The organism is Flavobacterium maritimum (assembly GCF_040049085.1).
GTDB lineage: Bacteria > Bacteroidota > Bacteroidia > Flavobacteriales > Flavobacteriaceae > Flavobacterium > Flavobacterium maritimum.
Genome location: NZ_JBDLZY010000003.1, coordinates 414,983 through 440,458 on the forward strand (window position 1 = coordinate 414,983; position 25,476 = coordinate 440,458).

A 25,476-nucleotide genomic window follows, 5' to 3' on the forward strand; every position below is an offset into this window, starting at 1 on the left:
AGATTTTGCGCAAAAGTACAATTAAATGTTTAATGAAAAGGTTCCAAATAGCAACTTATAAAAAATAATGATTATCTTGTTAAAATGTAATTAATGGTAATGATTTTAAATGATTGTAGATGAGTTGTTTGCGAGGGATTTTAAAAAAATAAAAATTCCTCACTTTTATGTTATAATCTAAGGGGTTTGGTAATATTTCAATGTATGGAAGGAAAAAAACTGTAAGGTAATGTAGTTTTGAGCAGTTTATTATGTTTTATTTGATGAGGATTTATTAATTATAATCTTGTTAAGACTTCCGTTATTTTGTCAAAAGCATTGAAGTTGTCATGCTCCACTTTATGGTCAATTTTTTCGTGCGCCCAAGTGGTGTGAAACGGAATATGAACTGCGTGTCCGCCAATGGCTAAAACCGGCAGAACATCTGATTTTAGCGAATTGCCAATCATGAAAAATTCGGAAGGTTCGATTTCCAGACGTTTGATCAAATCAGAATAATCAATTTCTTGTTTGTCTGACATTACTTCAATATGATGAAAGTAATGGCCAAGACCAGAATTGTGTAATTTTCGGCGTTGGTCCAATAAATCTCCTTTGGTGGCAACCACTAATTTATATTTTCCATGCAATGCTTCCAAGGTTTCTTCTACTCCATCCAACAAAACAATTGGTTTTTCAAGCAATTCTTTTCCGTACTGAATGATTTTTTCAACTATTTCTATGGGAATAGTATTATTCGAAATTCGCATTGCCGCTTCAATCATCGAAAGGATATAGCCTTTAATTCCGTATCCATACAATTTTAGATTATCGATTTCAATTTTAAAAAGTTCCTTTGAAATTCCTTGATGCGACAAATAATCTTCCATCAAACCACAGAATTTTTTCTCGGTTTCATCAAAATAGGTTTCGTTGATCCATAAGGTATCATCAGCGTCGAAAGCAATTACTTTTAGGTTCATTTTTATTTATTTTGCCGCAGATTCTCCGATTAATGAGAAATAATCAGAGAATCTGCGGTTAATTTTTATTAGTTTATCGTCTCTCCATTTGCAACACCATCTGCATCAGGATTTACAAAAACCAGTTTTCCTTCTGCATTGGTAGTCATTAAAATCATTCCTTGACTCTCCACGCCACGAAGGTTTCTTGGAGCCAAATTCACTAAAACAGTAACACGTTTTCCGACAATGTCCTCTGGTGAAAAACTCTCTGCAATTCCCGAAACGATCGTGCGAACATCAATTCCAGTATCTACTTTTAAAATCAAAAGTTTATTCGCTTTTGGCATTTTTTCAGCTTCCAAAATGGTTCCTACACGGATATCCATTTTTGCAAAATCCTCAAACTGAATTAGGTCTTTTTGTGGTTCTGCTTTTTTGTTTTCAGCGATATTAGCCGTTTTTGTTGCTTCCAATTTGTTTATTTGTTTTTGGATTTCTTCGTCTTCAATTTTAGAAAAAAGTAATTCAGCTTCACCAATCTGGTGTCCTGCCGGAATTAAATCAGATGTTTCACTAATAGTATTCCAGTTCATCTCGACTGCGTTTGATGTAACATTTAGGATACGTTTTAATTTTATGGCAGTAAATGGTAAGAAGGGTTCACATAGAGAGCTCAATGCCGCAGCAATTTGCAGCGCCACATACATTTGTGTTTGTACACGTTCCGGATTGTCTTTGATTACTTTCCAAGGCTCTTCATCGGCCAGATATTTATTTCCTAAACGAGCCACATTCATTAATTCACCCAAAGCTTCACGGAATCGGTACCTTTCTATAGAGCTCGAAATTACCGCTGGATATGCTTTCAATTCAGTCAAAGTTTGTTCGTCAACTTCTGAAAGTTCGTTTGGTTCCGGAACAATACCGTTGTAATATTTATTGGTTAAAACCACAACACGATTGATGAAGTTTCCAAAAATCGCTACTAATTCATTATTATTTCTTGCCTGAAAATCTTTCCAGGTAAAGTCATTATCTTTTGTTTCCGGTGCATTTGAGGTTAAAGCGTAACGCAAAACATCTTGCTGATTCGGGAATTCTTCCAGGTACTCGTGCAACCAAACTGCCCAGTTTTTAGAAGTAGATAGTTTATTTCCTTCCAAATTCAAGAACTCATTCGCAGGGACATTATCAGGTAAAATATAACTTCCTTCGGCTTTCAACATTGCCGGGAAAATAATGCAGTGGAAAACAATATTGTCTTTTCCGATAAAGTGAACCAGTTTGGTGTCTTTATCTTTCCAGTATGGTTCCCAATTTTTTCCTTCGCGTAAAGCCCATTCTTTGGTAGAAGAAATGTAGCCAATTGGCGCATCAAACCACACATATAATTTTTTGCCTTCAGCTCCTTCAACCGGAACATCAATTCCCCAATCCAGGTCACGGGTTACGGCACGAGGCTCTAATCCACCGTCGATCCATGATTTTACTTGACCGTAAACATTCGGTTTCCAGTCGTTTTTGTGTCCAACAAGAATCCATTCTTTCAAGAAATCTTCATATCGGTCTAAAGGTAAAAACCAGTGTTTTGTTGATTTCAAAATCGGAGTTTCCCCTGTTATAGTCGATTTTGGATTAATCAAATCTGTAGCGTTTAAGGTAGAGCCACATTTTTCACATTGATCACCATACGCTTCTTCATTACCACATTTTGGGCAAGTTCCGGTTACAAAACGGTCTGCTAAGAACTGGTCCGCTTTTGCATCATATAGTTGTTCGGTTACTTCCTCAATAAAATCACCTTTATCATAAAGTGTTCTAAAAAATTCTGAAGCCGTGTCATGATGAATTTTAGCCGAGGTTCTGGAATAATTGTCAAATGAAATTCCAAAATCCGAAAATGATTTACGAATAATTCCGTCATATTTATCGATTACTTCTTGTGGTGTAATACCTTCTTTTTTGGCTTTCATCGAAATGGCAACACCATGTTCATCACTTCCGCAAACAAACAAAACGTCTCTTCCTTGTAATCTCAGGTAACGGGAATAAATGTCTGAAGGCACGTAAACACCCGCTAAATGGCCAATGTGGATTGGTCCATTTGTATAAGGCAATGCTGCTGTAATCGTATATCTTTTTGGATTCTGTATCATAAAATTATTTTTAGATTCTGAAATTAATTCAGAACGAGGTGCAAAAATAAGATTTTTTATGGTAGGGACAAGTCGCGACTTGCTCGTACTAGTGTAAATAAATTGCATTTTTTGTTTTATTTGTTTATTCGTTGCAATCTTTTGTGCTGAACCCCTGCACAAAAGGATTTTCACTGCAAACGAAGTTCACTGAACTCCGCTGAAAATAAAAATTAAGTGAAGTAATCGGGGCTAGGAATATGGGTTTTTCATCCATTCCTCATTTTTAATATGGCTTTGTTTATATTTGCCATCATAATTATTGAAGATTAGAAATCATGGCAAAAGGACCCGAAAAAAACACCAAAAATAAGGCTTTACATACCAAATTGCTAAATCGAAAAAAAGCTAAACTTCAGGAGGAAAAAAAAGAAAAAGCCTTGCGTTTAAAAACCTTAGTTGCAAAAATGAATCAGAAGAAGAGTAGTAATGAATCGGATAGTATATAAATCAGATTGTATTTCTTTTCTGTTGTATTTTAACTGAAATTTGCACTCTAGTATTTAAATATAAAAGTATGGAATTTGGTAGAATAATTATTTCAGAAACTGCAATGAATAGTGAAAATCCACAAGATGTGGTGAACTCTAATATTTCAGTAGTTAACTTAATGCGCGAAGAAGGTGTTAATGACGATTTGATTCATGATGATGCTTTGATGAGTTATTATTTAGATTATTATTACTCCCAATATGCTGCGGGTAACTTTGCTCAATTTGTTTATAATTCTCGTTGGAATACCGAATTAAATGAATTGATAGAAGAAGGTTTGGCATTACTTGGTGCCGAAAAACACTTGGAATTATTTCAACAACAATCCAAAAAAGTGAAATTAATGAGCAGCGTTAAACTCAATAAATTTCTGTCTGGGAAATTAGAGGGTGTAAATCCTATTAGAGATTTACTCAATAACGATACTTTCTTCGAAATAGAAGAAAACTTGGTTATCTTGAATGCCGATTTTTTAAAAACTCACCCGGATTTTGAAGTGCTTTCTGTAGACGAAATGTTTGCAACTTTAGAAGAATTCGTGGGACATGAGATTAAAAGAGAATAGATCACAGTTGTTTCACAAAGGCGCACGAAGAAAATACAAAGGCATTCAAAGAAGATACAACAAAGTGTTTTAAAGTTTTAAAACTCTGAGGGTCCTTGTGTCTGCTTTGTGCATCTTCGCGAAATAATTTTTCATAGAAACTTTGTCTCGTTCCTATCAAACATTTCCTTAAATTTGCTTCCTTTATTATATAAGAAGAGTTTTAAAAATCAAGCTATGTTACAAATCGCATTTATTAGAGAGAATCAGGAAAAAGTAATCAAGGCTTTGGCAAAGAGAAACATCGATGCTACAAGTGTTGTTGAAGAAGTGGTACAACTGGATGAAAAACGTCGCGCTACGCAAGTGGAGTTAGACGGAACTTTATCCGAATCTAATAAATTATCCAAAGACATTGGCGAATTGATGAAAAGCGGTGAGAAATCAAAAGCCGCTATTTTAAAAGAAAAAACGGTTTTATTAAAAGAGAAAAGCAAAAAATTAGCAGAAACTGCTGATGCGCTTGCTGCAGAACTTTTGGAAAAATTATATACTTTACCTAACCTTCCGGCTGATATTGTGCCTGTTGGAAAAACACCAGAGGAAAACTTAAACGTTTTTGAAGAAGGGGAAGTTCCAGTTTTGCATGAAGGAGCACAACCGCACTGGGAATTGGTGAAAAAATACGACATCATTGATTTCGAATTAGGAGTAAAAATCACTGGAGCGGGATTTCCGGTTTATAAAGGAAAAGGAGCCAAATTACAACGTGCTTTAATCAATTATTTCTTGGATAAAAATACTGCTGCAGGTTACAATGAAGTTCAGGTTCCACATATGGTAAACGAAGCGTCTGCGTACGGAACGGGACAATTGCCGGACAAAGAAGGGCAAATGTACCATGATGCTACGGATGATTTATATCTAATTCCAACCGCTGAGGTTCCGGTAACGAATTTGTTTCGTGATGTAATCTTAAACGAAAATGAATTGCCAATTTTAACTACGGCCTACACGCCTTGTTTCCGTCGCGAAGCTGGTTCTTATGGAGCGCATGTACGTGGGTTAAACCGTTTGCACCAATTTGATAAAGTAGAAATAGTACGTGTAGAGCATCCTGATAAATCATATGAAGCATTAGACGGAATGGTAGAACACGTTAAGAATATTCTTCAGGAATTGAAATTGCCATACAGAATATTGCGTCTTTGCGGAGGTGACATGGGATTCACTTCAGCATTAACGTACGATTTCGAGGTGTTTTCTACAGCGCAAGATCGTTGGTTAGAAATTTCTTCTGTTTCAAATTTTGAAACTTTCCAGGCGAATCGTTTGAAATTGCGTTTCAAAGATAAAGAAGGGAAAAACCAATTGGCACACACTTTAAACGGAAGTTCATTGGCTTTGCCTAGAGTGTTGGCAGGAATTTTAGAAAATTACCAAACTCCGGAAGGAATCGTAATTCCAGAAGTGTTGCGTCCGTACTGCGGGTTTGATATTATAAATTAATTAGTTTGCGGTTATCAGTCACAGTCCTGATAGATATCGGGATGCTGTGACTGAAAACTGTGACTGCGACTAAAAACAGATATTGAAAATGAAAAAGCTTTTTCTCTATATCACTTTGTCATTCTCACTATTTGCGTTCGCTCAAAACGAACAATTGGCATATTATTATTATGACAAAGGGGATTTTGAAAAAGCATTGGTCAGCTTTGAAGAGTTACTGCAGGAAATCCCTCAAAATTCACAATATTTTTTAAAAACAGTCGATTGTTACCAACAATTGAAACAATATAATGTAGCCGAAAAAGCCATTCAGACCCGATTGGACAAATACAAACAGGGAAGTCTTCTGGTGGAATTGGGGTACAATTTTCAACTTCAAAAAAATGATGTCAAAGCCCAAAACTATTATCAGCAGGCTTTAGATCGGATAAAGAAAAATCCAAATGAAGTGTATAGTATTGCGGCTTCCTTTGAGAGAAAAGTATTGTTGGAATACGCTTTGAAAGCCTATCAAACAGCAGTGGAACTGGAACCCAATTTTAATTTTAATTATCAGATGGGATTGCTTTACGGTCAGTTGGGCAATCAGGAGATGATGATCAATACTTTTTTGGATGAAGCTTTTGCTAATCCACAGAGTTCGATGTTGATTCAAAATCAATTGACTCGTTTCATGGCGGATGAAGCTGATACCAGTTTTGATGATGCCTTGCGTAAAGCGTTAATTATTAGAACCCAAAAAAATCAGGACCTGTTTTGGAATCATTATTTGAGTTGGTTTTATGTCCAGAAGAAAGAATTGACCAAAGCCTTTATTCAGGAAAAAGCCATTTACAGACGGGATCCGGAATCGCTTTCCAATATTGTTAATTTGGGGCAATTGGCCATTGAAGAAGACAATCAGGAGGCGGCAAAGGAAATTCTGGGTTTTGTTCTGGAAAACACGAAAGACTTAGAGTTATTGGTACAGGCAAATTCCTATTTGCTGAAGATGAAAATTAATAAAGCACAGGAAACGGACTTCGCAGCGATTAATACAGAATTAGACACTTTGTTGAAACAGTTTGAAATAAGTCCTTTTACCTTATCTTTGCAGCTGATTCAGGCGCATTTTGTGGCTTTTAATTTAAAAAAACCTGAAGAAGGAAAAGCAATAGTAAAAAGAGCACTCGAATTGCAACTGAATGATTACGAAGAAGCTCAGGCCAAAATGGAACTGGCTGATATCTTGCTTTTCGAAGAAAAATTCAATCAGGCTTTAATTTATTATTCACAGATTGAATTGGATTTGAAGAATGATGTCGTGGCGCATGAAGCAAGTTTGAAAGCGGCTAAAACAAGTTATTTCAAAACCGATTTTGCGTGGGCTTTGAAACAGTTCAAGGAATTGAAAGCAGCCAACACACAATTGATTGCCAATGATGCTTTGGAGTATTTTCTTTTAATAAACGATAATACTGTTGCCGATTCGACACAAACGGCTTTGGCAGCATTTGCAAAAGGGGATTACTTTTTATATCAAAATAGAAATCAGGAAGCCATAAAGCAATTTCAGATGATTTTGCAACGTTTTAAAGGTCAGGAAATAGAAGGTGTAACTTTGTTGCGTTTGGGTAAAATCTATGAAAAACAAGGTGATTTTACTTTGGCTTTAAGCCAATACCAAAGCATTATTGATCAGCACAGTGACGGAATTTATATAGACGAAGCCTTATATTTTTCGGCGGAACTTTATAACAAAGAATTGCAAATGCCAGACAAAGCAAAGCTATTGTACGAAAAGATATTATTCAATCATCAGGACAGTATTTATTTTGTAGATGCCCGAAGAAAATTCAGGGAGCTGAGAGGAGATAATAATTTATAAGTTTATGTTTAATCGGTTATTTGTTTAACCGTTTAACCAATTAAACAAATAACCGATTAAACAATAAGTAATGATAATATATAACGTTACCACAAACATACACGAAAGCGTTCATGATCAATGGATGATTTGGATGCAGCACAAGCACATTCCGGAAGTTTTGGCTACAGGAAAATTTTCTTCTGCCAGAATGGTGCGCGTTTTAGTTGAAGAAGAAATGGGCGGAGTAACCTATTCGGTGCAATATACTACAGATAGTAAAGAAACTTTGGAGAAATATTACCAGGAAGATGCACCGGCTTTGCGTGAAGAAGGAACCAAGCTTTTTGGTGACAGAATGCTGACTTTTAGAACGGAATTGGAATTGATTTCAGAACATTAGTTTTATTGCAAGTTCTGGTTCCCAATTTTAAAAACAAAACTAAGCTAGCGCCTTGGCGTCTTTGCGGTTAAAAAACAAAAGTAATTCGTTGCTTTTTAGAAAAAACAAACAAACGTATCGCCTTCGTACCTTTGCGGTTAGAAAAAAAACGTTGCGTCTTTGCGGTTAAAGAAAAATCATGGAAAAAGTAAAAGCAAAAAAACACCTCGGACAACACTTCCTTAAAGACGAAAGCATCGCTAAAGACATTGCCGACACTTTGAACTTAAAAGGATACGATGATGTGTTAGAAATTGGTCCGGGAATGGGTGTTTTGACAAAATATTTGTTAGACAAACCAATCAATACCTACGTGATTGAAATCGATACCGAATCGGTGGAGTATCTGGATGCCAATTATCCAAAACTGAAAGACAGAATCATTTCAAAAGATTTTCTGAAATACAATATCAACGAAGTTTTTGAAGGCAAACAATTCGCAATAATCGGAAACTTTCCTTATAATATCTCAACACAGATCGTGTTTAGAACATTAGAATTGAGAAACCAGATTCCGGAATTTGCTGGGATGTTCCAGAAAGAAGTGGCCGAACGTATTTGCGAGAAAAAGGGAAGTAAAACTTACGGAATATTGTCGGTTTTAGCTCAGGCATTTTATGATACCGAATATTTATTTACAGTAGATGAACATGTTTTCAATCCGCCGCCAAAAGTAAAATCGGGAGTCATGAGAATGCGTCGTAAGGAAAATTACAGTTTGCCTTGTGGTGAAAAATTGTTTTTTACAGTCGTGAAAACTGCTTTTCAGCAACGTAGAAAAACCTTGCGAAACAGTTTAAAAACCTTAAATTTGTCCGATAATTTAAGAGAAGATCCGGTATTTGACCTTCGTCCGGAGCAACTTAGCGTAGAACAGTTTATTGAACTTACCCAAAAAATAGAAGCCGATGGAGTTTAAAATCAGCAAAGAATTAATCCATGAATTAGAGCAACTCATTCAAAACAAAAACGACCATCAATTGGAAGCTTTACTGAATGATATGCACCATGCTGATATTGCGGAAATTCTTGATGAGCTTGATTTTGAAGAGGCGACCTACATTTTTAGGGTATTAGACAGTGATAAAACCGCAGAGATTCTTCTGGAATTAGAAGATGATTTGCGTGAAAATATATTGAGCAGGCTTTCGCCAAAAGAGATTGCGGAAGAGTTAGATGAACTTGAAACCAATGACGCGGCCGATATTATTGCAGAACTTTCGCAAGATATCAAAGCCGAAGTAATCTCGGAATTGCAGGATGTTGAGCATGCCAAGGATATTGTGGACTTGTTGCGTTATGATGAGGATACTGCCGGGGGAATCATGCACAAGGAGCTGGTTAAAGTCAATGAAAATTGGAATGTATTAACCTGTGTCAAAGAAATGCGTATTCAGGCTGAAAATATTTCCAGAGTCCATTCGATTTATGTAGTCGATGACGAAGACCGATTGAAAGGCCGATTATCACTCAAAGATTTATTGACTACTTCGTCCAGAACACCCATCAGTGATGTGTATATCCGAAAACTGAATTCGGTAAAAGTAGATACCGAAGATGTTGAGGTGGCGCGAATCATGCAGAAATACGATTTGGAAGCCATTCCGGTGGTGGATGAATTGGGTCGTTTGGTGGGTCGAATCACCATTGATGATATCGTGGACGTAATCAAGGATGAAGCTGATCAGGATTACCAATTGGCTGCAGGTATCTCACAAGACGTTGAAGCAGATGACAGCATTATGGAGTTGACCAAAGCGCGTTTGCCTTGGCTGGTTCTGGCACTTTTGGGTGGTTTTATCACCGTAAGAGTACTAGGTTTGTTTGAAGGAGCCATGGCAGAACATGGGAATTTATTCTTTTTTACCCCACTTATTGCGGCGATGGCAGGGAATGTCGGTGTGCAATCTTCGGCAATTATTGTTCAGGGTTTGGCCAATAATACCTTGAGCGGATCCTTGTTTAACCGATTAATCAAAGAGGTTTCACTAAGTTTATTAAACGGCGTGATTCTGGCCTCTATATTATTCCTCGGAAGTCATTTTCTTTTGAATGTTGAAATTATCATCGGAATCATCGTAACCATAGCATTAGTATCGGTAATTATAATCGCCTCGCTTATCGGAACCTTTATTCCCTTATTGTTGGATAAATTCGGGATTGACCCCGCATTGGCCACAGGGCCATTTATAACGACCAGTAATGATATTTGCGGAATTCTGATTTATTTTTCGATTGCAAAAATGATTTTAGGGTTTTAAATATCAAGTCGTTACCTGGTATTTAGTTCTGCATTGGATAGTTGTCTCGAAAAAAAAACTAGCTAAAAAACCAAAAAAACTATAAACTAAAAACAGAATGAAAGTACACATTATTGGCGGCGGAAACTTAGGTGTTTCTATCGCATTAGGATTGTCAAAATTTTCACAAGACAATCAAGTGACCATTACCAGAAGAAATACGGCCAGTATTCTTTACCTTGAAAAATTAGGAGCAACAGTTACCACGAATAATATTCATCAAATTCAAGATGCAGACGTTATTATTTTGACTATAAAACCGTATCAGGTAGATACTGTTTTGGCCGAAATTCTTCCAGTGATTTCCAATAAAGTAATCGCTTCGGCGGTAAGCGGATTATCCATCGAAAATTTACAAAACAAAATAGGTTCTGCCAACAGTGCCATCCGAATCATGCCTAATATTGCGGCTCAATTTGGCGCATCGGCTACTTGTATCGCTTTTAATGAAAAAGACAAAGAGAAAGCGCAAGGTGTTGTCGCTCTTTTTCAGGATTTAGGAACCGCTCCCATCATTGATGAGAAATTGATGGATGCAGCCACTGTTCTTGCGGCCAGTGGAACTGCTTTTGCGTTGCGTTACATCCGTGCTTCGATGCAAGCCGGAATCGAAATTGGTTTTGACTGGCAAACTGCCTTAGCCATTTCTGCCCAGACTGTAAAAGGAGCTGCCGAAATGCTTTTAGAAGAAAAAGGTCATCCGGAACAATTAATTGATCGTGTTACAACGCCACAAGGCTGTACCATTGCGGGATTAAACGAAATGGAATTGCACGGATTCAGTTCATCCTTAATTAAAGGAATCAAAACTTCTTTGAAACAAATCAAGGGATAAGCCTCATTTGGGCGTGCCCCCATTAAAAAAAGGGTCTTCTCAGCGTAACTGTTGAGAGGACCCTTTTTTGTAATGCGGTCTGGCCATCCGCACTACTTTGGTAGTTTGCTTCTGTCCGTCACGCGGACACTCGAATAACGTACAGGTCATGGACGTACAAGGAAATATCACTACCCGAATGGTGAGGAATTGCAGTAGAAGAAACTGAGATTTAAACTCTTGTAAAGGCAAAAGGCATGCGGTAAATTAAAAGCTCCTTTGATTATTTGTAAAATTTTTCTCTATATTAGCAAAATAAACACTATTAAATTTTATGGTAAAGTCAAGTCAAATAGGGCATATTAAAGCTATTTTATGGCTTGCGTATAGAAGTGACCAGCAACTACCCAACAAAAAAACTCAAAATGGAAGAAACTATAGAAAAACAAAATCCTGTAGAACTTAAAATTGATTTTCAAAAAACAATAAAACCAATTTTAAAAAATATTTTTTTATTTAATGGTTGTTTAATGTTTTGTTCTATTCCATTAATTCTATTTGTCATTTCTCAAACTTGGAAAGATTCTCCAATTTCCACAATAATTTTATTTATTGCGCTGATATTTACTTTTATTGTTGCTAAAAAATATCATTCAAATGCGCTTTATCAAGAATTTATAATTGTCAACACACAAACTCTTACTGTGATGAATCAAATCGGACATGGTAACGTAAAAAGGAAAGTATTTGAAATTGATCAAATAGTTAAATTAGCATTTATTGGAGCAACTGAATATACTGAACATCCATTAAAAAATGATATTGTAGATATTACAGGTTTAGCAACTACCGAAAAAGAATTACAGTTTCTAATCGACGAAGGAACTATGGAAATAATTACTTCAAATGAAAAATTTAGATTTGGAAAAAATATTCCATCTTGGGAGGCTGAGAGAATAATTAATCTCGTAAAAGGTTTCTTAGGTGATAGAATAATAACAGAATTAGCTTATTAAGACTAGTTGCTAATAGCTAAATCCAGATAATGGCTTAATTTGATCCCAAACCCGCTGTAATACCATAACGTTGTGCTCAATTTTAAGAGACCTACCAAACCGACAAATAGATAGCTAAAAAATGACTAAAAAGGTTCTAAGACCAATATTGATTTCAATAATTCAAATTGTCGGATTAGCAATTATCCATCATAGTTTGTATTATTTTTATCCAATGTACCACAAGTCAGTTGGATTTGGATTGACTATTTTTTACACAGTAATTATTTTTATTATTTCAATTCTTGCGTTTAACTTATATCTGGATTTTTTTAAAAGAAATATTTATCTGATTGCTCTTGCTCTCTTGACAGTTAACAGTGTTTTTCCATTATTAGCTTTGGATTATAGACCATTGAGAAGTTTACTTTTAATTATACTCGCTCTATGTGGATTCTTATCTTCATTAGTTTTGACCAAGTGGAAAACTAAAAATAAACTTGAACCAAAAAAGAAATTTCACAGCCAAATTGAAAAATATTTTAACGAGTTATCAGAAAATAAAATTCCAGTTGATTTAATAGGGGGACTAGTTGATATAATTACTGATTCACAGTATGATACCTACAAACGATTCTGGAATCAATATCCGAAATCAAGAAGACGATTTTCAAAACTAAAACTTGAGGATTTGGAGCAGACTTTTACTCATTACAAGATAACAGATTTTTTTAAAGATAAAGATTTTGAAAACTATAAAACTTATTCCATGATACTTTTGAAAATGACAGAACAAGAATTTCGTGATTACGAAATGAAAAAATATCAATACGAAACGAAATAAAAAGCTAAGCACAACAGGCGTTTTGATATAGTGGGACTTTAGTGGAATTACAGTTTCGCAGCACGTTTTCTTTAAACAGAAAATACTCGTTTACGAAATTCCCACCATCTCAAAGCACCAGAACGTTGGCTGCTATATCACCAAAAAGAGGAGGATTTAAGAACCATAGAATAAAATGATACAGGATAAAATAACACAATATTGGGTAAAAACAACTGGTAGAAAAATTAATCCTGAAACGGACAAGTGGTTAATTGGTCCAATTGGTGATGAAGATATTATTGGTGACAAATTTATTCGAAATCTAGTAAAAAATGAGAATTTAAATTATAGTTCTAATACTCCTAATGCGGGACTATTAGAAAATATTTCAGATTTAGATTTTACCCAAAATGAATTGGATACACTGAACAAACAAGTCGTAGACTTTTATGTTAATACTTCAAATTATGATTTTGAAATTTGGAGCGAATGGAAAAGTTTTTTCAAACCTTTTGGAAAAGCTTTATCAATAATTTTTAGCAAAAGACTGCAACAACTAAACTTACCACTGAATTCTCTTGATTCTTCAAAAGGCATAAAAAGTGAGATCATCAAATTGTCAAATGAAGGTTTAGTAAAATGGACTATATGGTATAGAAAACTTAAAAGCTCAAATGATGTGATTTATGCTGGAATTTATACTACCACTTTTGTTCCAAAATATAACAAGTCATTACTAAAAGTTGTTTTTCCTTTACCAAATGGTAATGCTTCAGTTGTAATGACAAAAAAAGTACTTTTAGATGGTTCGTTATTGTTAAGTTCGGACGGCAAAGTTTTCGGTGACAATGGTTTTTATTTTACTTTAACTGACCACAGAGGTAATCATTGGGCTAAGTTTGTAAAATCAATGCACGAATGGATTAAAGTCTATGTTGACAATGAAAATGTACTGAGAGCTGATCATAATTTGAAATTTTATGGGATTCCATTTTTGAATTTGCATTATAAGATGACGAAAAGATACAGCAGCTAACAGCTAGTACAACGGGTTTAATTAGTTGGCTTTATGGAAAGTTGAGTCTGTATTTGGGGGATGATTCGTCAAATCCGAATATTGGCTTAATTTAGTTCCAAACCTGTTCTTGCAGAAGTACTTTGTATAAAATTCTAAATAAATATCCTAAATGAAACATCTTATATTAGCGTCGGATTCATCAGAGAGTTTACAAAGATTTTTACTTAAAAGAGAATTCAAATATCCAGTAGTTTCTGTTAGCAATGAATATTTCTCCGACAGCCTAAACATTAATAGTTTTCCAACTCACTTTATTATTGGGAAAGGAAAAATACTCAAAGTTGTCAATAGCGCTGAAGAACTAAAATCTGCTATGCATTATTTAAAATAAGAACTATGTGAAATAATGAAGGTTTCGTTGCGGCAATGAATCGCAATCACTAAACGTCATCATAAATAAAATTAATGAGGTAAACGTGCGTTGCACAGGTTCGATTCTTAGCTCTGCGAAGTCTCCCGACTTCGAAGCCATTACAATAGGTAACTGCCGCAAGCATTAATACGGTGCATAAAAGAGGATACTTAGAGTTGTTACGGCATATAGATACAAAATCAGAAGAGTTTGTGTAACCTTTCTAGGGCTTTCTTATATTTGTTTTTAGCGGTATTCGTTCGCTTTCTTTTTTAAAAAAATCAATCTTTTTGTAGTTTAAATCATATATATTTGCCGATAAATTAAAAAAAAACTATTCGTCTAGAGGTTTTTAGACAAACTGGGTTATGGGCTATTTACGGCAGAATTTAACTAAATCAAATATTAAATAATTAAAATGAAAAAACAACTACTTTTATTTTTAACCGTAATCTTAAGTCTTAACGGATATTCTCAAATTTCATTCGAAAAAGGGTACTACATTAATAATACTGAACAAAAAATCGACTGTCTAATTAAAAATCTCGATTGGAATAATAATCCAACACATTTTGAATATAAATTATCGGAAAATAGTGAGTCCATAAATGCCGACATAAAATTTGTAAAAGAATTTGGGATTTATAATAACTCAAAATATATTAGAAGGACAGTCAAAATAGATAGATCTAGTAGGAATATCAATAGTTTGAGTAGCGACGTAAATCCAGTTTTTCTAGAAGAAGTACTTTTTTTAAAAGTATTAATTGAAGGGAAATCAAATTTATACCTCTATAAAAACGATGAGTTGCAAAGGTTTTTTTATAATAAAGAGAACTCTAATATAGAACAACTAGTATACAAAAAATACCTCGATGCTAACAATGAAGTAAGAGCGAATAATCTGTTTAAACAGCAATTGTGGATTGATTTAAAGTGTCCAACAATTGAAATGAATAAAGTGGAACATTTGGAATATAAAAAAAGGAGCTTAATTGATTTTTTTATTGAATATAATAAATGTGATAATTTAGACTTCATAAATTACGAAGGAAAAGAGAAAAAAGATTTATTCAATTTAACGTTTAGAATGCATTTAAACAACTCTTCTTTATCAATAGAAAATTCTAGATCGAATTATATTCTTAATATGGATTTTGGGAATGAATCAAGCTTGGGTTTTGGAGTTGAGGCAGAATATATACTCCCGTATAATAAAAACAAATGGTCAATTTCAGTAGAGCCCACTTTTCAATATTTTAAATCAGAAAAAACTACTAACGTAAGTAATGTTGCAGGAGGGAAACTAATAGCAACAGTTGATTACAGTTCAATTGAACTCCCTTTAAGCGTAAGACATTATTTTTTTCTTAATAAGAATTCTAAAATTTTTATTAATGCTTCCTATATATTTGATTTTAGTTCAAAATCAGCAATCGAGTTTAAAAGAGCAGACAATTCTAATTATAATACACTAGGCATAAAAACAGGAAATAATTTGGGATTTGGTATAGGTTATAAATTCAAGGATAAATACAGCTTGGAAATGAGATATCAAACTAGTAGAAATTTGCTGGGAGATTATGTATCTTGGGATTCTAACTATAGTAAGTTGTTAGTAATATTTGGATATTCGATGTTTTAAAAACAGCCCATAACAGAAGATAGCTGTTGCACAACCGATTTGAAAATTTAATTTTTAAAATATTTATAGATTATAACCTCGTTTAATATGATTTAAGCGGGGTTTATTTTTGGATTGATGTTTTGGCTTACAATAGAGCGGAAGCTTGAAAAGGCCATTTTTAGCTCGTAAAAAGTCATTTTTAAAAATGAGGCATAAAATTGCGGATGCCAGAATTTGTTATGGAATATAGAGGGTTACAAAGTCGGAAGAGTTACACATTTTTTTTAAGTTTTTTTGTCTGTATTTTGAACGGAATTAGTGCGATCTCTTTTTTCGAAAAACCAAATTTTGTGTAGTTTAAATCACATATATTTACATGCTAGTTAATAATAATAAGTCGTTTAGCGGTACTAATATCAAATATTAAAGAGAAATGGAAACCTTTACTTTAGCGAGAGTAATACATGTTATTGCCGTAATTTTATGGATAGGCGGTGTAGCTATGGTGACAACCGTCATTATTCCTGCAGTTAAAAAACTAAAATCAAAAGAAGACCAGATAAGAACCTTTGAAGAAATCGAAGGACGATTTGCCATTCAAGCTAAAATCACAACTTTGCTCACTGGAATAAGCGGTTTTTACATGTTGTATGTGCTTGACGGTTGGGACCGGTATTTTGATTATAGATTTTGGTGGATCCATGCGATGACTTTAGTTTGGATTTTGTTTTCTCTGATTTTATATGTGTTAGAACCTTTGCTGCTGCATAAGTTATTTAAGCAATATGCTGAGAAGAATCCCGAAAAAACATTTTCATTTATGCACAAAGCACATTGGATATTGTTGCTATTAAGTTTGTTGACGACAGCCGGAGCTGTTGCGGGGAGCCACGGTTGGTTTTTTATAAAATAGTTGCTGTACAGAATCTTTAAAAAAATAAAAAGGGTGTTTAGTTGTTAGCTAAACACCCTTTTTTATACGGTTAGGAATAATTAATTAGTTTCGGGCTCTTTATACTTTGAACTTTTTAATGTGAATTTTAGCCATAAAAAACCAACGGTGCCCGCTATAAAAGAAGCAATCAGAATAGCAATTTTAGAATAGGTAATCACTTCTTCACCATCATTTTTAAACGCAAGCAATGTAATGAAAATTGACATGGTGAAACCAATTCCCCCTAGCATTCCTGCTCCTATGATGTTTTTCCATTTTAAATCGTTCGGCAGGCTGCAAATACCAAGGCTTACGGCAAGCAATGAGAAAAGCCAGATGCCTAATGGTTTGCCAATGACAAGGCCCGCGATTATTCCAATTGTATTGGGATGATTTAACTCTTGATTCCAGTTCGAATCTATTGCAATGCAGGTATTGGCTATCGCAAACAAAGGGAGGATGATAAACGAGACTGGTTTGTGTAAAAAATGCTGTAAGCGATACGAAGAGGTGTTTTTTCCTCCGTCTCCAAACGGAATCACAAAAGCCAATAAAACCCCGGTTATCGTTGCATGAACCCCCGAATTCAACATGAAATACCACATTCCCAGACCTCCAATCAGGTAAGGGATAAGGCTATGGACTTTTCTTCTGTTCAGGATGAATAAAACTCCCATGATGGCAAAAGCAATCAATAAGTTGATAAAGTTGATGTTGTCTGTGTAAAATACTGCAATAACGATGATAGCGCCCAGATCATCTATTACCGCGAGAGCCGTCAGGAATATTTTTAGCGAACTCGGAACGCGACTTCCTAGTAAAGACAAAATGCCTATGGCAAATGCAATATCAGTTGCCATTGGAATTCCGGCTCCATTTTGTGTGCTGGTTCCAAAATTTAGCAATAAAAAGATACCAGCTGGAACAACCATCCCGCCTAAGGCACCAAAAATAGGTAAAGCAGCATTTTTAATATTGGATAATTCCCCATCGTACATTTCACGCTCTAGTTCTAAACCAATCATAAGGAAGAAAATGGCCATCAGTCCATCATTAATCCAGTGGGTAATAGAATGGTGACCAAGATGTGTTTCCCAGAAAGCAATATATTCCGTTTGAATGGAAGAATTGGCCAGATAAAGAGAAAGGAGAGTTGCAAAAAGTAATATAAGTCCCCCTGCTTTTTCACTTTCAAAAAAGACTTTGAATGTTTTGGTCATTTTTATTCTGGTTTTTTTATTATAAGAAAAAGGGATTGTTTGTGTTGAAAACTATAAGAACGCTAATTTAGACATTTCTTGCCAATTTCGTTTTCCTAAAACAAAAAACCGTATTTTTTTTGTTAATTTGAGGTACAAATAAATGTATTTTTTATGGATATCAAAATCCTTCATATAGACGGTAATCACCCTTTGCTTTGGGGGCAATTGCAGGAAGCGGGCTTCCTTAATTTCGAGGATTTTAAATCGTCTAAGGAAGAAATAGAAGCTAAAATTAAAGACTATCATGGCATCGTCATTCGTAGCCGATTCAAAATCGATAAGACCTTTTTAGACAAAGCCACTAACTTGCAATTTATAGCACGAGTGGGCGCGGGTCTGGAAAGTATAGACTGCGACTATGCTTTGTCAAAAAACATCACGCTTATTGCAGCACCGGAAGGTAACCGAAATGCTGTTGCTGAACATAGCTTGGGAATGATTTTATCTCTTTTTAATAATCTGAACAAAGCAGATCAGGAAATCAGATCGGGTCACTGGAATAGGGAAAGCAATCGCGGTCATGAATTGGACGGGAAAACGGTTGGGATTATTGGTTACGGTAATATGGGAAAATCACTTGCCAAAAAACTTCGTGGATTTGATGTCGAAGTACTGTGTTATGATATTCTGGAAAATGTGGAAGATGCTAATGCCAAACAAGTGTCATTGCAAGAATTACAACAAAAAGCGGATGTGTTGAGTTTGCATATTCCGTGGACTCCAGAAACGGACAAAATGGTAGATGCTGATTTTATAAAGGGATTCGCAAAATCTTTTTGGATTATCAATACCTCCCGAGGCAAGAATATTGTAACGGCTGATTTGGTTGATGCACTACAGTCCGGAAAAATATTGGGAGCAGGATTGGATGTGTTGGAATATGAAAAATTATCTTTTGAAACCCTTTTTCAGGACAAAAATACTCCGGAAGCGTTTCAGTATTTATTGCAGGCACAGAATGTAATTCTTACTCCTCATATTGCCGGTTGGACATTCGAAAGTCATGAACGCTTGGCGCAGGTCATAGTCGATAAAATTAAAGCAAAGTATTCCGTTCAATAAATTGGAATGCAATCCTTATTATTGCTGGTGTCAGGGTAAATTGCGTGGGCTTTCACAATTTAATAATAAGGGTTTTCTGTAAATATTTGACAATAGAATTAGTTTCTCGAATTATTTTTTTTTAATATTGTTATTGATTCTTAGTGAATTAATCGTTGCAGAATTAAAAAGGAGTAACCGAAAATCCAAAGAGTAGGAACTAACAAACTAATTTTATTAATTATGATTGAATGGTACAAAAAAGTTGTTTTTGAAAATTATGCAAATTTTAGCGGGCGTGCCAGACGCAGTGAGTATTGGTATTATACTTTAGCTAATACTATTCTTGCTATCCTTGCAATGATTTTAGATAATGTTGCAGGTTTGGCTTTTGGAAATATCGGATACGGTCCTCTTTATAGCGTAATTGCTTTAGGCACCATCATTCCGGGACTCGCAGTATTGGTGAGACGTCTTCATGATGTGGGTAAAAGCGGTTGGTTTTTCTTTATTATCCTTATTCCTATTATTGGTTCAATATGGTTGTTGGTTTTGTTGTGTACCGAAGGTGAAAGTGGAACAAATCAATATGGGGCAGATCCAAAAAACGAATTCGATGAAATTAATGAAATTGGAGAAACCGAAGTTAATTAATGACTTGTTTCTTTAAAATGTAATACTATGGAAAATTCAAAACATGAGGCATGGAATAACCCCCAGCCGGTTCAACAAGAAAACAAGAAAATAGTTTCGGGAGTTTTAGCTATTCTTTTAGGAGGATTGGGTGTTCATAAATTCGTCTTAGGATACACGCAGGAGGGAATCATTATGCTTATTATAAGTATTATCAGCTGTGGTGTAGTTGGAGGGTTAATAGGTCTTATTGAAGGGATTATTTATCTTACTAAAACTGATGAAGAATTTTATCAAACCTATCAGGTAGGCAAAAAAGGCTGGTTCTAAAAAATAAAAAATCCCGAGTATTCGGGATTTTTTTATGATTCAATTTGAAATTAATCTTCTTTGTCGCTCAGTTTGCGTTCCAGTTCTGCCTGAAATTCTTCCATTACGGGTTTCATGGTGCTTTCGGGAATATCAGCAATTCGGATGTACATTAATCCGTCAACCGCATTGTTAAACAATGGGTCCACATTAAAAGCAACTACCCGTGCATTTTGCTTGATGTATTTTTTAATCAAAACAGGTAAGCGCAAACTTCCCGGCTCCAATTCATCGATAATTTTATCGAACTTGTTCAAATCCGATTCGGCTTCGTCAAATATGAAATCCTTGTCGGCATCTTTTAGTTTTACTTTATACGCTTTCTTTGGGTGTACATACTGTGCGATATAAGGATCGTAATAATTCGATTTCATGAATTCGATCATCAGCGATTTTGAAAAATCAGAAAATTGATTGCTGATGCTCACGCCGCCCAATAAAAATTTATGTTCCGGGTAACGCAAGGTCGTGTGAATAATTCCTTTCCAAAGTAAGAAAAGCGGCATCGGTTTTTGTTGGTATTCTTTGATGATGAAAGCGCGCCCCATTTCGATGGATTTATGCATCATTTCATGCAATTCAGGTTCAAATCGGAAAAGGTCGTTGAGGTAAAAGCCATCCATTCCGTATTTTGGATAAATTTCAGATCCTAAACCCATTCGGTAAGCACCGGCAATTTTCTTGGCATCATCATCCCATAAAAACATATGATGATAATATTCATCAAAAGAGTCCAAATCAATAGGTTCATTGGTGCCTTCGCCTACTTCTCTGAAAGTAATTTCGCGAAGTCGCCCAATTTCGTGAAGAATATTAGGGATTTTAGAAGCTTCGGTAAAGAAAACTTCGTAATTTTTACTTTGTAAAAGTCGGCAATCAGTACTTCGCAGAGCATCCACTTCGGCAATCATTTTTTCTGTACTGGCAGGAGTAACAATTTTCTTTGGACTTTTAGGTATTTTTAAGTTTGGAGCAGCCAATAACTTGCTTTCTTTCTCGAAAGGATTGGCTAACATATAGGTTTTTTTTCGCAAAAACTCCGAATAGTCTTCAATAGATTTGTATTCGTTTTGTTCCGCCACAGAAATAGGTTTTCCAATACGGACTTTGATTACCCTGTCTTTCTGAGAAAACAATTCCGATGGTAATTTTGCAGTACGCATCGTGTCGTCAATCTTAGAAAGTAAATAAAATAATCGGCTGTTTTTGGCGTGAAAATATATCGGGACAACAGGAACCTGGGCTTTTCGAATTACTTTTATAGCACCCTCTTCCCAAGGTTTGTCAACCATTAATTTACCGTCTTTGTACGTAGAAACTTCTCCGGCAGGAAACATACCTAATGGTTTTCCATCACTCAAATGACGAAGGGTTTCCTTGATTCCGACCACGCTTGATTTGACATCCTTGTGATTTTCAAACGGATTGACAGGCATGATGTATTTTTTGAGAGGCTCAATTCGATGCAAAAGGAAATTGGCGATAATTTTGAAATTTGGTTCTCTTTCAAGCATTAATTTCAATAATAAAACGCCGTCAATCCCTCCTAAAGGATGATTTGAAATTGTAATATACGCACCGTCTTTAGGTAAACGTTTTAAATCTTCTTCCGGAATTTCGAATTTTATCTGAAGATCATCAAGTATTCCATTCAGGAACGCAAGATCTGTCAAATGTTTGTTTCTGTCGTATACTTTGTTTAAGGTAGAAATTTTTAGAACCTTCATAAGTAACCATCCGGAAAAAGTACCTAAAATTCCGTACTTATCCGTATTTATTGCTTGTGAAACTTCTTTTGCGGTTACTAAACCCATGTATTTTTTTGTTTTTTTAGAGCAAGAAACAAAGATAGCAAAAAACTCCATTTTCTCCATTTTTCTCAGTCAAACTTATACTTTTTTATTACATTTGAAACGCATACAAAAATTAGGATGGTTCTTCTGGCAAAAGATAAAAGAGAGTTTTTGATGGTCTCATATGAACATTAATTTCTCCGGAAGAAGCGCCCAAAAAAAATATTTTAAATGAGAATTATTTCATACAACGTAAACGGAATCAGATCGGCTATTTCTAAAGGATTTATCAATTGGTTGCAACAAGCAGATCCTGATGTAATTTGTCTTCAGGAGATAAAAGCGACAGAGGATCAGGTTCCTACATTAGATTTTGAATTAGCTGGCTATCCTTATCACTATTGGTATCCGGCCACAAAAAAAGGATATAGCGGAGTGGCTGTAATATCTAAAACAGAACCAAAAAATATCGTTTTTGGTACCGGAATTCATCATATGGATTTTGAAGGCAGAAACCTACGTGTAGATTTTGAAGATGTGTCGGTTATGAGTTTGTACTTGCCATCGGGAACTAACATCGAAAGACTGGATCATAAATTCATGTATATGGATGATTTTCAAAATTACGTTTCTGAAATAAAAAAAGAAGTCCCTAATCTCGTTATCTGCGGGGATTACAATATTTGTCACGAAGCCATTGATATTCACGATCCAATCCGTAATAAGAAAGTCTCGGGTTTTTTGCCTGAAGAAAGAGCCTGGCTGGACGGATTCATGAAAACAGGATTCATAGACAGCTTCCGATTTTTAAATAAAGAACCTCATAATTATACTTGGTGGAGCCAACGTGCGCCAGGTGCCAGAGCGAATAACAAAGGATGGCGAATCGATTATTGTCTGGTGAGTGAACCTTTGAGGGACAAAATCAAAAGAGCTGTAATTCTGCCGGAAGCCAAACATTCTGATCATTGCCCAATTCTGGTCGAAATAGAATAGCTGGTGTCAAGAGTTTGCGCTTCGTTTCTAGAAGTGTTGAATGAGGAGCTGTTCCTGCTGTACGCTACAATCTTTTTATTTTTTAAAGAAAAAAATAAAAAGGATTTTTGCTGCCATCAGGGCTAGGGCCTCGCAATAAAACATTGATTTTTTAGTTTCAAAACATATAAAATAATATAAATACCTACAAAAAATGATAAAACGAGTTTCCGTCGGTTTGCTGATATTGGCACTTTCAACTTCATGTGTGTCCAAAAAAATCTACAATGATTTAGAAAGTAAATTTGCCGATTTGAAAAAAGAAAACAGAAGTATGGCCGATGAGAATGCCGAATTGTTAAAAGCCAAAAACCAATTGGAATTAGACAATAGCACTTTAAAATCAGAATTGGAAAAAGCAAAGGCAGATTATGCTAAACTGAACTCTGATTATGAGGCTTCTAAAAATAAATTCAAAGTACTGCAGGATTCCTATGCTGCTTTAGAAAAAAACAGCAACGATGCTTTGGAAAGTAACATGAAGAAAAATCGTGATTTGTTGGAGCAATTAGAAGCAAAAGGAAAAGCATTGGCAATAGAACAAGAGCGTTTGAATAAAAGTGCACAACGTTTGCAGGAATTAGAAGATATGATTGCTGCCAAAGAAGCGAGCATGAAAAAACTGAAAGAAACTTTGTCTAAAGCCTTGAATAGTTTTGAAGGAAAAGGATTGACTGTAGAACAAAAGAACGGAAAAGTTTATGTTTCTATGGAGAATAAATTGCTTTTTAATTCCGGCAGTTGGGCTGTTGGTTCTGAAGGGAAAAAAGCGGTTGTTGAAGTGGGGAAAGTATTGGGTGATAATCCGGATATCTCTGTATTGATAGAAGGACATACAGATGATGACCCTTTTGGAGGTTCTGGCCCAATCGCTGATAACTGGGATTTGTCTACTAAAAGAGCGACTGCTATTGTAGCTATTTTGAGTGAAAATAAAAAAATCAATAAGCAAAATCTAACGGCGGCCGGTAGAGGTGAATTCTCCCCATTGGCTAGTAATACAACTGCTGAAGGAAAAGCTAAAAACCGTAGAATTGAAATTATCCTGACACCAAGATTAGACGAGATTTCTAAAATGTTGAATGAGTTTTAGAAAGAATGAACAACGATACTGAGATAATAAAGCTCTAAATTTAAAAAAGGTTCGCGTGCAAACGTTGAACCTTTTTTGTTAAAATTAGGAAAGACCAAACCAAAAACGAAGAACTAATTTTATCTTTGCTCTTATAAACTTAGGCTCTTTTTGCCTTAGAATTTTAGCCTCTAATAAAAAAATGAAATACACAACCTTACCGAATACTAATATAAAAGTCAGCAAGATTTGTCTTGGTACCATGACTTTTGGACAACAAAATACCGAAGCAGAAGGACATGAACAAATGGATTATGCTTTAGATAACGGCGTTAATTTCTTTGATACTGCCGAAATGTATTCCATACCGGGACGTAAGGAAACCTATGGCAGCACGGAGAGAATCCTTGGTAGCTGGTTTAAGAAAACCGGTAAACGGGATGAAGTGGTTTTAGCTTCAAAGATTGCTGGTCCAAGTCCTATTTTTGGATACATGAGGGAGAAATTAGATTTTTCTCCTGAAAGCATCAAGTTTGCACTTGATCAGAGTTTACAACGATTACAAACGGATTATATTGATTTGTATCAACTGCACTGGCCGGAACGCAAAACCAACTTTTTTGGGCAACGTGGATTCAAAGTACAGGATGATGCTTGGGAAGACAATATCCATAATGTTCTAGAGACTTTAGATGGGTTTATCAAAGAAGGTAAAATTAAACATATTGGACTTTCAAATGAAAATCCTTGGGGAATCATGCGTTTTCTGGAAGAAAGTAAATACCATAATTTGCCAAGAATAAAAACAGTTCAAAATCCGTATTCCTTGTTAAACAGACTTTTTGAGAATGGCTCTGCTGAGATTTGCTTGAGAGAAAATGTAGGTTTGTTGGCGTATTCTCCAATGGCTTTTGGGGTTTTGTCTGGAAAATTCCTAAGCGGTGAAAGTCATCCAAATGCCAGAATTAAATTGTTTCCGCAATATTCGAGATATTCCAGTGCACAAAGCACTGAAGCTACCCGATTGTATCAGGAAGTTGCCAAGAAAAATGGATTGACGTTGACACAACTGGCTTTGGCCTTTATTGAACAACAACCGTTTTTGACCAGTACTATTATTGGAGCAACCACATTGGAACAATTAAAAGAAAACATTGATACCATTAATGTGTTCCTTTCAGATGAAATTCTAAAGGAAATTGATGCTGTTCAGGCTATAATTCCAGATCCGGCACCGTAAATGATGTGCAACGGTAAAGGAAGATTAACCCTATAAGAAATATAAGAATTGCTAAGTCAAGTGAAATGGATAAATTCAATCACTCTTAGAAGAACTTATATTTCTTATAGGGTTAAAAATGCATTAAGTATAA

23 protein-coding genes are annotated in these 25,476 nt (G+C 35.2%); 19 read left to right on the top strand and 4 right to left on the bottom strand.

Going from position 1 to position 25,476, the window contains the following annotated elements:
• Positions 1-278: 278 nt before the first annotated feature.
• Both ABEB23_RS09045 and metG read right to left on the bottom strand, forming a co-directional pair.
• The gene (locus tag ABEB23_RS09045) at positions 279-962 is read right to left on the bottom strand and encodes an HAD family hydrolase (RefSeq protein ID WP_348812249.1); all 684 of its coding nucleotides are present in this window, start codon (positions 960-962) and stop codon (positions 279-281) included.
• Between the two features lie 68 nt (positions 963-1,030).
• The gene (metG, locus tag ABEB23_RS09050) at positions 1,031-3,100 is read right to left on the bottom strand and encodes a methionine--tRNA ligase (RefSeq protein ID WP_348812251.1); all 2,070 of its coding nucleotides are present in this window, start codon (positions 3,098-3,100) and stop codon (positions 1,031-1,033) included.
• Between the two features lie 317 nt (positions 3,101-3,417).
• Here metG and ABEB23_RS09055 point away from each other — a divergent pair, with 317 nt between their 5' ends.
• The 13 genes from ABEB23_RS09055 to ABEB23_RS09115 all read left to right on the top strand — a co-directional run bounded on the left by ABEB23_RS09055 (position 3,418) and on the right by ABEB23_RS09115 (position 16,877).
• Positions 3,418-3,588 (top strand): hypothetical protein, encoded by a 171-nt coding sequence (locus ABEB23_RS09055; RefSeq protein WP_348812252.1) that lies wholly within the window; start codon positions 3,418-3,420, stop codon positions 3,586-3,588.
• A 68-nt stretch (positions 3,589-3,656) separates the two neighbouring features.
• Complete coding sequence (locus ABEB23_RS09060; RefSeq protein ID WP_348812253.1) at positions 3,657-4,196, top strand: DMP19 family protein; 540 nt, start codon at positions 3,657-3,659, stop codon at positions 4,194-4,196.
• Positions 4,197-4,412: 216 nt separating this feature from the next.
• Positions 4,413-5,684 (top strand): serine--tRNA ligase, encoded by a 1,272-nt coding sequence (gene serS, locus ABEB23_RS09065; RefSeq protein WP_348812254.1) that lies wholly within the window; start codon positions 4,413-4,415, stop codon positions 5,682-5,684.
• 88 nt (positions 5,685-5,772) lie between these two features.
• Positions 5,773-7,551, top strand: coding sequence for a tetratricopeptide repeat protein (locus tag ABEB23_RS09070; protein ID WP_348812255.1), 1,779 nt, complete (start codon positions 5,773-5,775; stop codon positions 7,549-7,551).
• 70 nt (positions 7,552-7,621) lie between these two features.
• Positions 7,622-7,933 carry a DUF4286 family protein gene (locus tag ABEB23_RS09075; RefSeq protein ID WP_315165212.1) on the top strand — a complete coding sequence of 104 codons (312 nt, stop codon included), beginning with the start codon at positions 7,622-7,624 and terminating at the stop codon, positions 7,931-7,933.
• Between the two features lie 178 nt (positions 7,934-8,111).
• Complete coding sequence (gene rsmA, locus ABEB23_RS09080; protein ID WP_348812257.1) at positions 8,112-8,891, top strand: 16S rRNA (adenine(1518)-N(6)/adenine(1519)-N(6))-dimethyltransferase RsmA; 780 nt, start codon at positions 8,112-8,114, stop codon at positions 8,889-8,891.
• Positions 8,881-10,233, top strand: coding sequence for a magnesium transporter (mgtE, locus tag ABEB23_RS09085; RefSeq protein WP_348812258.1), 1,353 nt, complete (start codon positions 8,881-8,883; stop codon positions 10,231-10,233). The genes rsmA and mgtE overlap by 11 nt, the downstream gene beginning before the upstream one ends.
• A 97-nt stretch (positions 10,234-10,330) precedes the next feature.
• Positions 10,331-11,107 carry a pyrroline-5-carboxylate reductase gene (proC, locus tag ABEB23_RS09090; RefSeq protein WP_348812259.1) on the top strand — a complete coding sequence of 259 codons (777 nt, stop codon included), beginning with the start codon at positions 10,331-10,333 and terminating at the stop codon, positions 11,105-11,107.
• Between the two features lie 404 nt (positions 11,108-11,511).
• Positions 11,512-12,102: a hypothetical protein gene (locus ABEB23_RS09095; RefSeq protein ID WP_348812260.1), complete on the top strand. Its 591-nt coding sequence runs from the start codon at positions 11,512-11,514 to the stop codon at positions 12,100-12,102.
• 121 nt (positions 12,103-12,223) lie between these two features.
• Entirely contained in the window at positions 12,224-12,925 is a 702-nt protein-coding gene (locus ABEB23_RS09100) for an MFS transporter (RefSeq protein ID WP_348812262.1), read from the top strand.
• Between the two features lie 175 nt (positions 12,926-13,100).
• Entirely contained in the window at positions 13,101-13,943 is an 843-nt protein-coding gene (locus ABEB23_RS09105) for a hypothetical protein (RefSeq protein WP_348812263.1), read from the top strand.
• Positions 13,944-14,755: 812 nt separating this feature from the next.
• Entirely contained in the window at positions 14,756-15,982 is a 1,227-nt protein-coding gene (locus ABEB23_RS09110; protein ID WP_348812265.1) for an autotransporter outer membrane beta-barrel domain-containing protein, read from the top strand.
• Between the two features lie 415 nt (positions 15,983-16,397).
• Complete coding sequence (locus ABEB23_RS09115; protein ID WP_348812266.1) at positions 16,398-16,877, top strand: hypothetical protein; 480 nt, start codon at positions 16,398-16,400, stop codon at positions 16,875-16,877.
• 80 nt (positions 16,878-16,957) lie between these two features.
• On the opposite strand, the gene nhaA is transcribed toward ABEB23_RS09115, so the two are convergent.
• The gene (gene nhaA, locus ABEB23_RS09120; RefSeq protein WP_348812335.1) at positions 16,958-18,124 is read right to left on the bottom strand and encodes a Na+/H+ antiporter NhaA; all 1,167 of its coding nucleotides are present in this window, start codon (positions 18,122-18,124) and stop codon (positions 16,958-16,960) included.
• Between the two features lie 147 nt (positions 18,125-18,271).
• Here nhaA and ABEB23_RS09125 point away from each other — a divergent pair, with 147 nt between their 5' ends.
• The 3 genes from ABEB23_RS09125 (at position 18,272) to ABEB23_RS09135 (ending at position 20,164) form a co-directional block, all read left to right on the top strand.
• Positions 18,272-19,222 (top strand): 2-hydroxyacid dehydrogenase, encoded by a 951-nt coding sequence (locus ABEB23_RS09125; RefSeq protein WP_348812267.1) that lies wholly within the window; start codon positions 18,272-18,274, stop codon positions 19,220-19,222.
• 222 nt (positions 19,223-19,444) lie between these two features.
• Positions 19,445-19,855 (top strand): DUF805 domain-containing protein, encoded by a 411-nt coding sequence (locus tag ABEB23_RS09130; RefSeq protein ID WP_348812268.1) that lies wholly within the window; start codon positions 19,445-19,447, stop codon positions 19,853-19,855.
• Positions 19,856-19,882: 27 nt separating this feature from the next.
• Entirely contained in the window at positions 19,883-20,164 is a 282-nt protein-coding gene (locus ABEB23_RS09135; RefSeq protein ID WP_348812269.1) for a TM2 domain-containing protein, read from the top strand.
• 50 nt (positions 20,165-20,214) lie between these two features.
• Here the strand turns inward: ABEB23_RS09135 and ABEB23_RS09140 are convergent, their stop codons facing one another.
• Positions 20,215-22,017, bottom strand: coding sequence for a GNAT family N-acyltransferase (locus ABEB23_RS09140; RefSeq protein ID WP_348812270.1), 1,803 nt, complete (start codon positions 22,015-22,017; stop codon positions 20,215-20,217).
• 210 nt (positions 22,018-22,227) lie between these two features.
• Between ABEB23_RS09140 and ABEB23_RS09145 the strand changes: the two genes are divergently transcribed.
• The 3 genes from ABEB23_RS09145 (at position 22,228) to ABEB23_RS09155 (ending at position 25,343) form a co-directional block, all read left to right on the top strand.
• Positions 22,228-22,992 carry an exodeoxyribonuclease III gene (locus ABEB23_RS09145; protein WP_348812271.1) on the top strand — a complete coding sequence of 255 codons (765 nt, stop codon included), beginning with the start codon at positions 22,228-22,230 and terminating at the stop codon, positions 22,990-22,992.
• A 193-nt stretch (positions 22,993-23,185) separates the two neighbouring features.
• A complete protein-coding gene (locus ABEB23_RS09150; RefSeq protein ID WP_348812273.1) occupies positions 23,186-24,124 on the top strand; it encodes an OmpA family protein in 939 nt (312 codons plus the stop codon).
• 181 nt (positions 24,125-24,305) lie between these two features.
• Positions 24,306-25,343 carry an aldo/keto reductase gene (locus ABEB23_RS09155; RefSeq protein WP_348812274.1) on the top strand — a complete coding sequence of 346 codons (1,038 nt, stop codon included), beginning with the start codon at positions 24,306-24,308 and terminating at the stop codon, positions 25,341-25,343.
• The last annotated feature ends 133 nt before the right edge of the window (positions 25,344-25,476 follow it).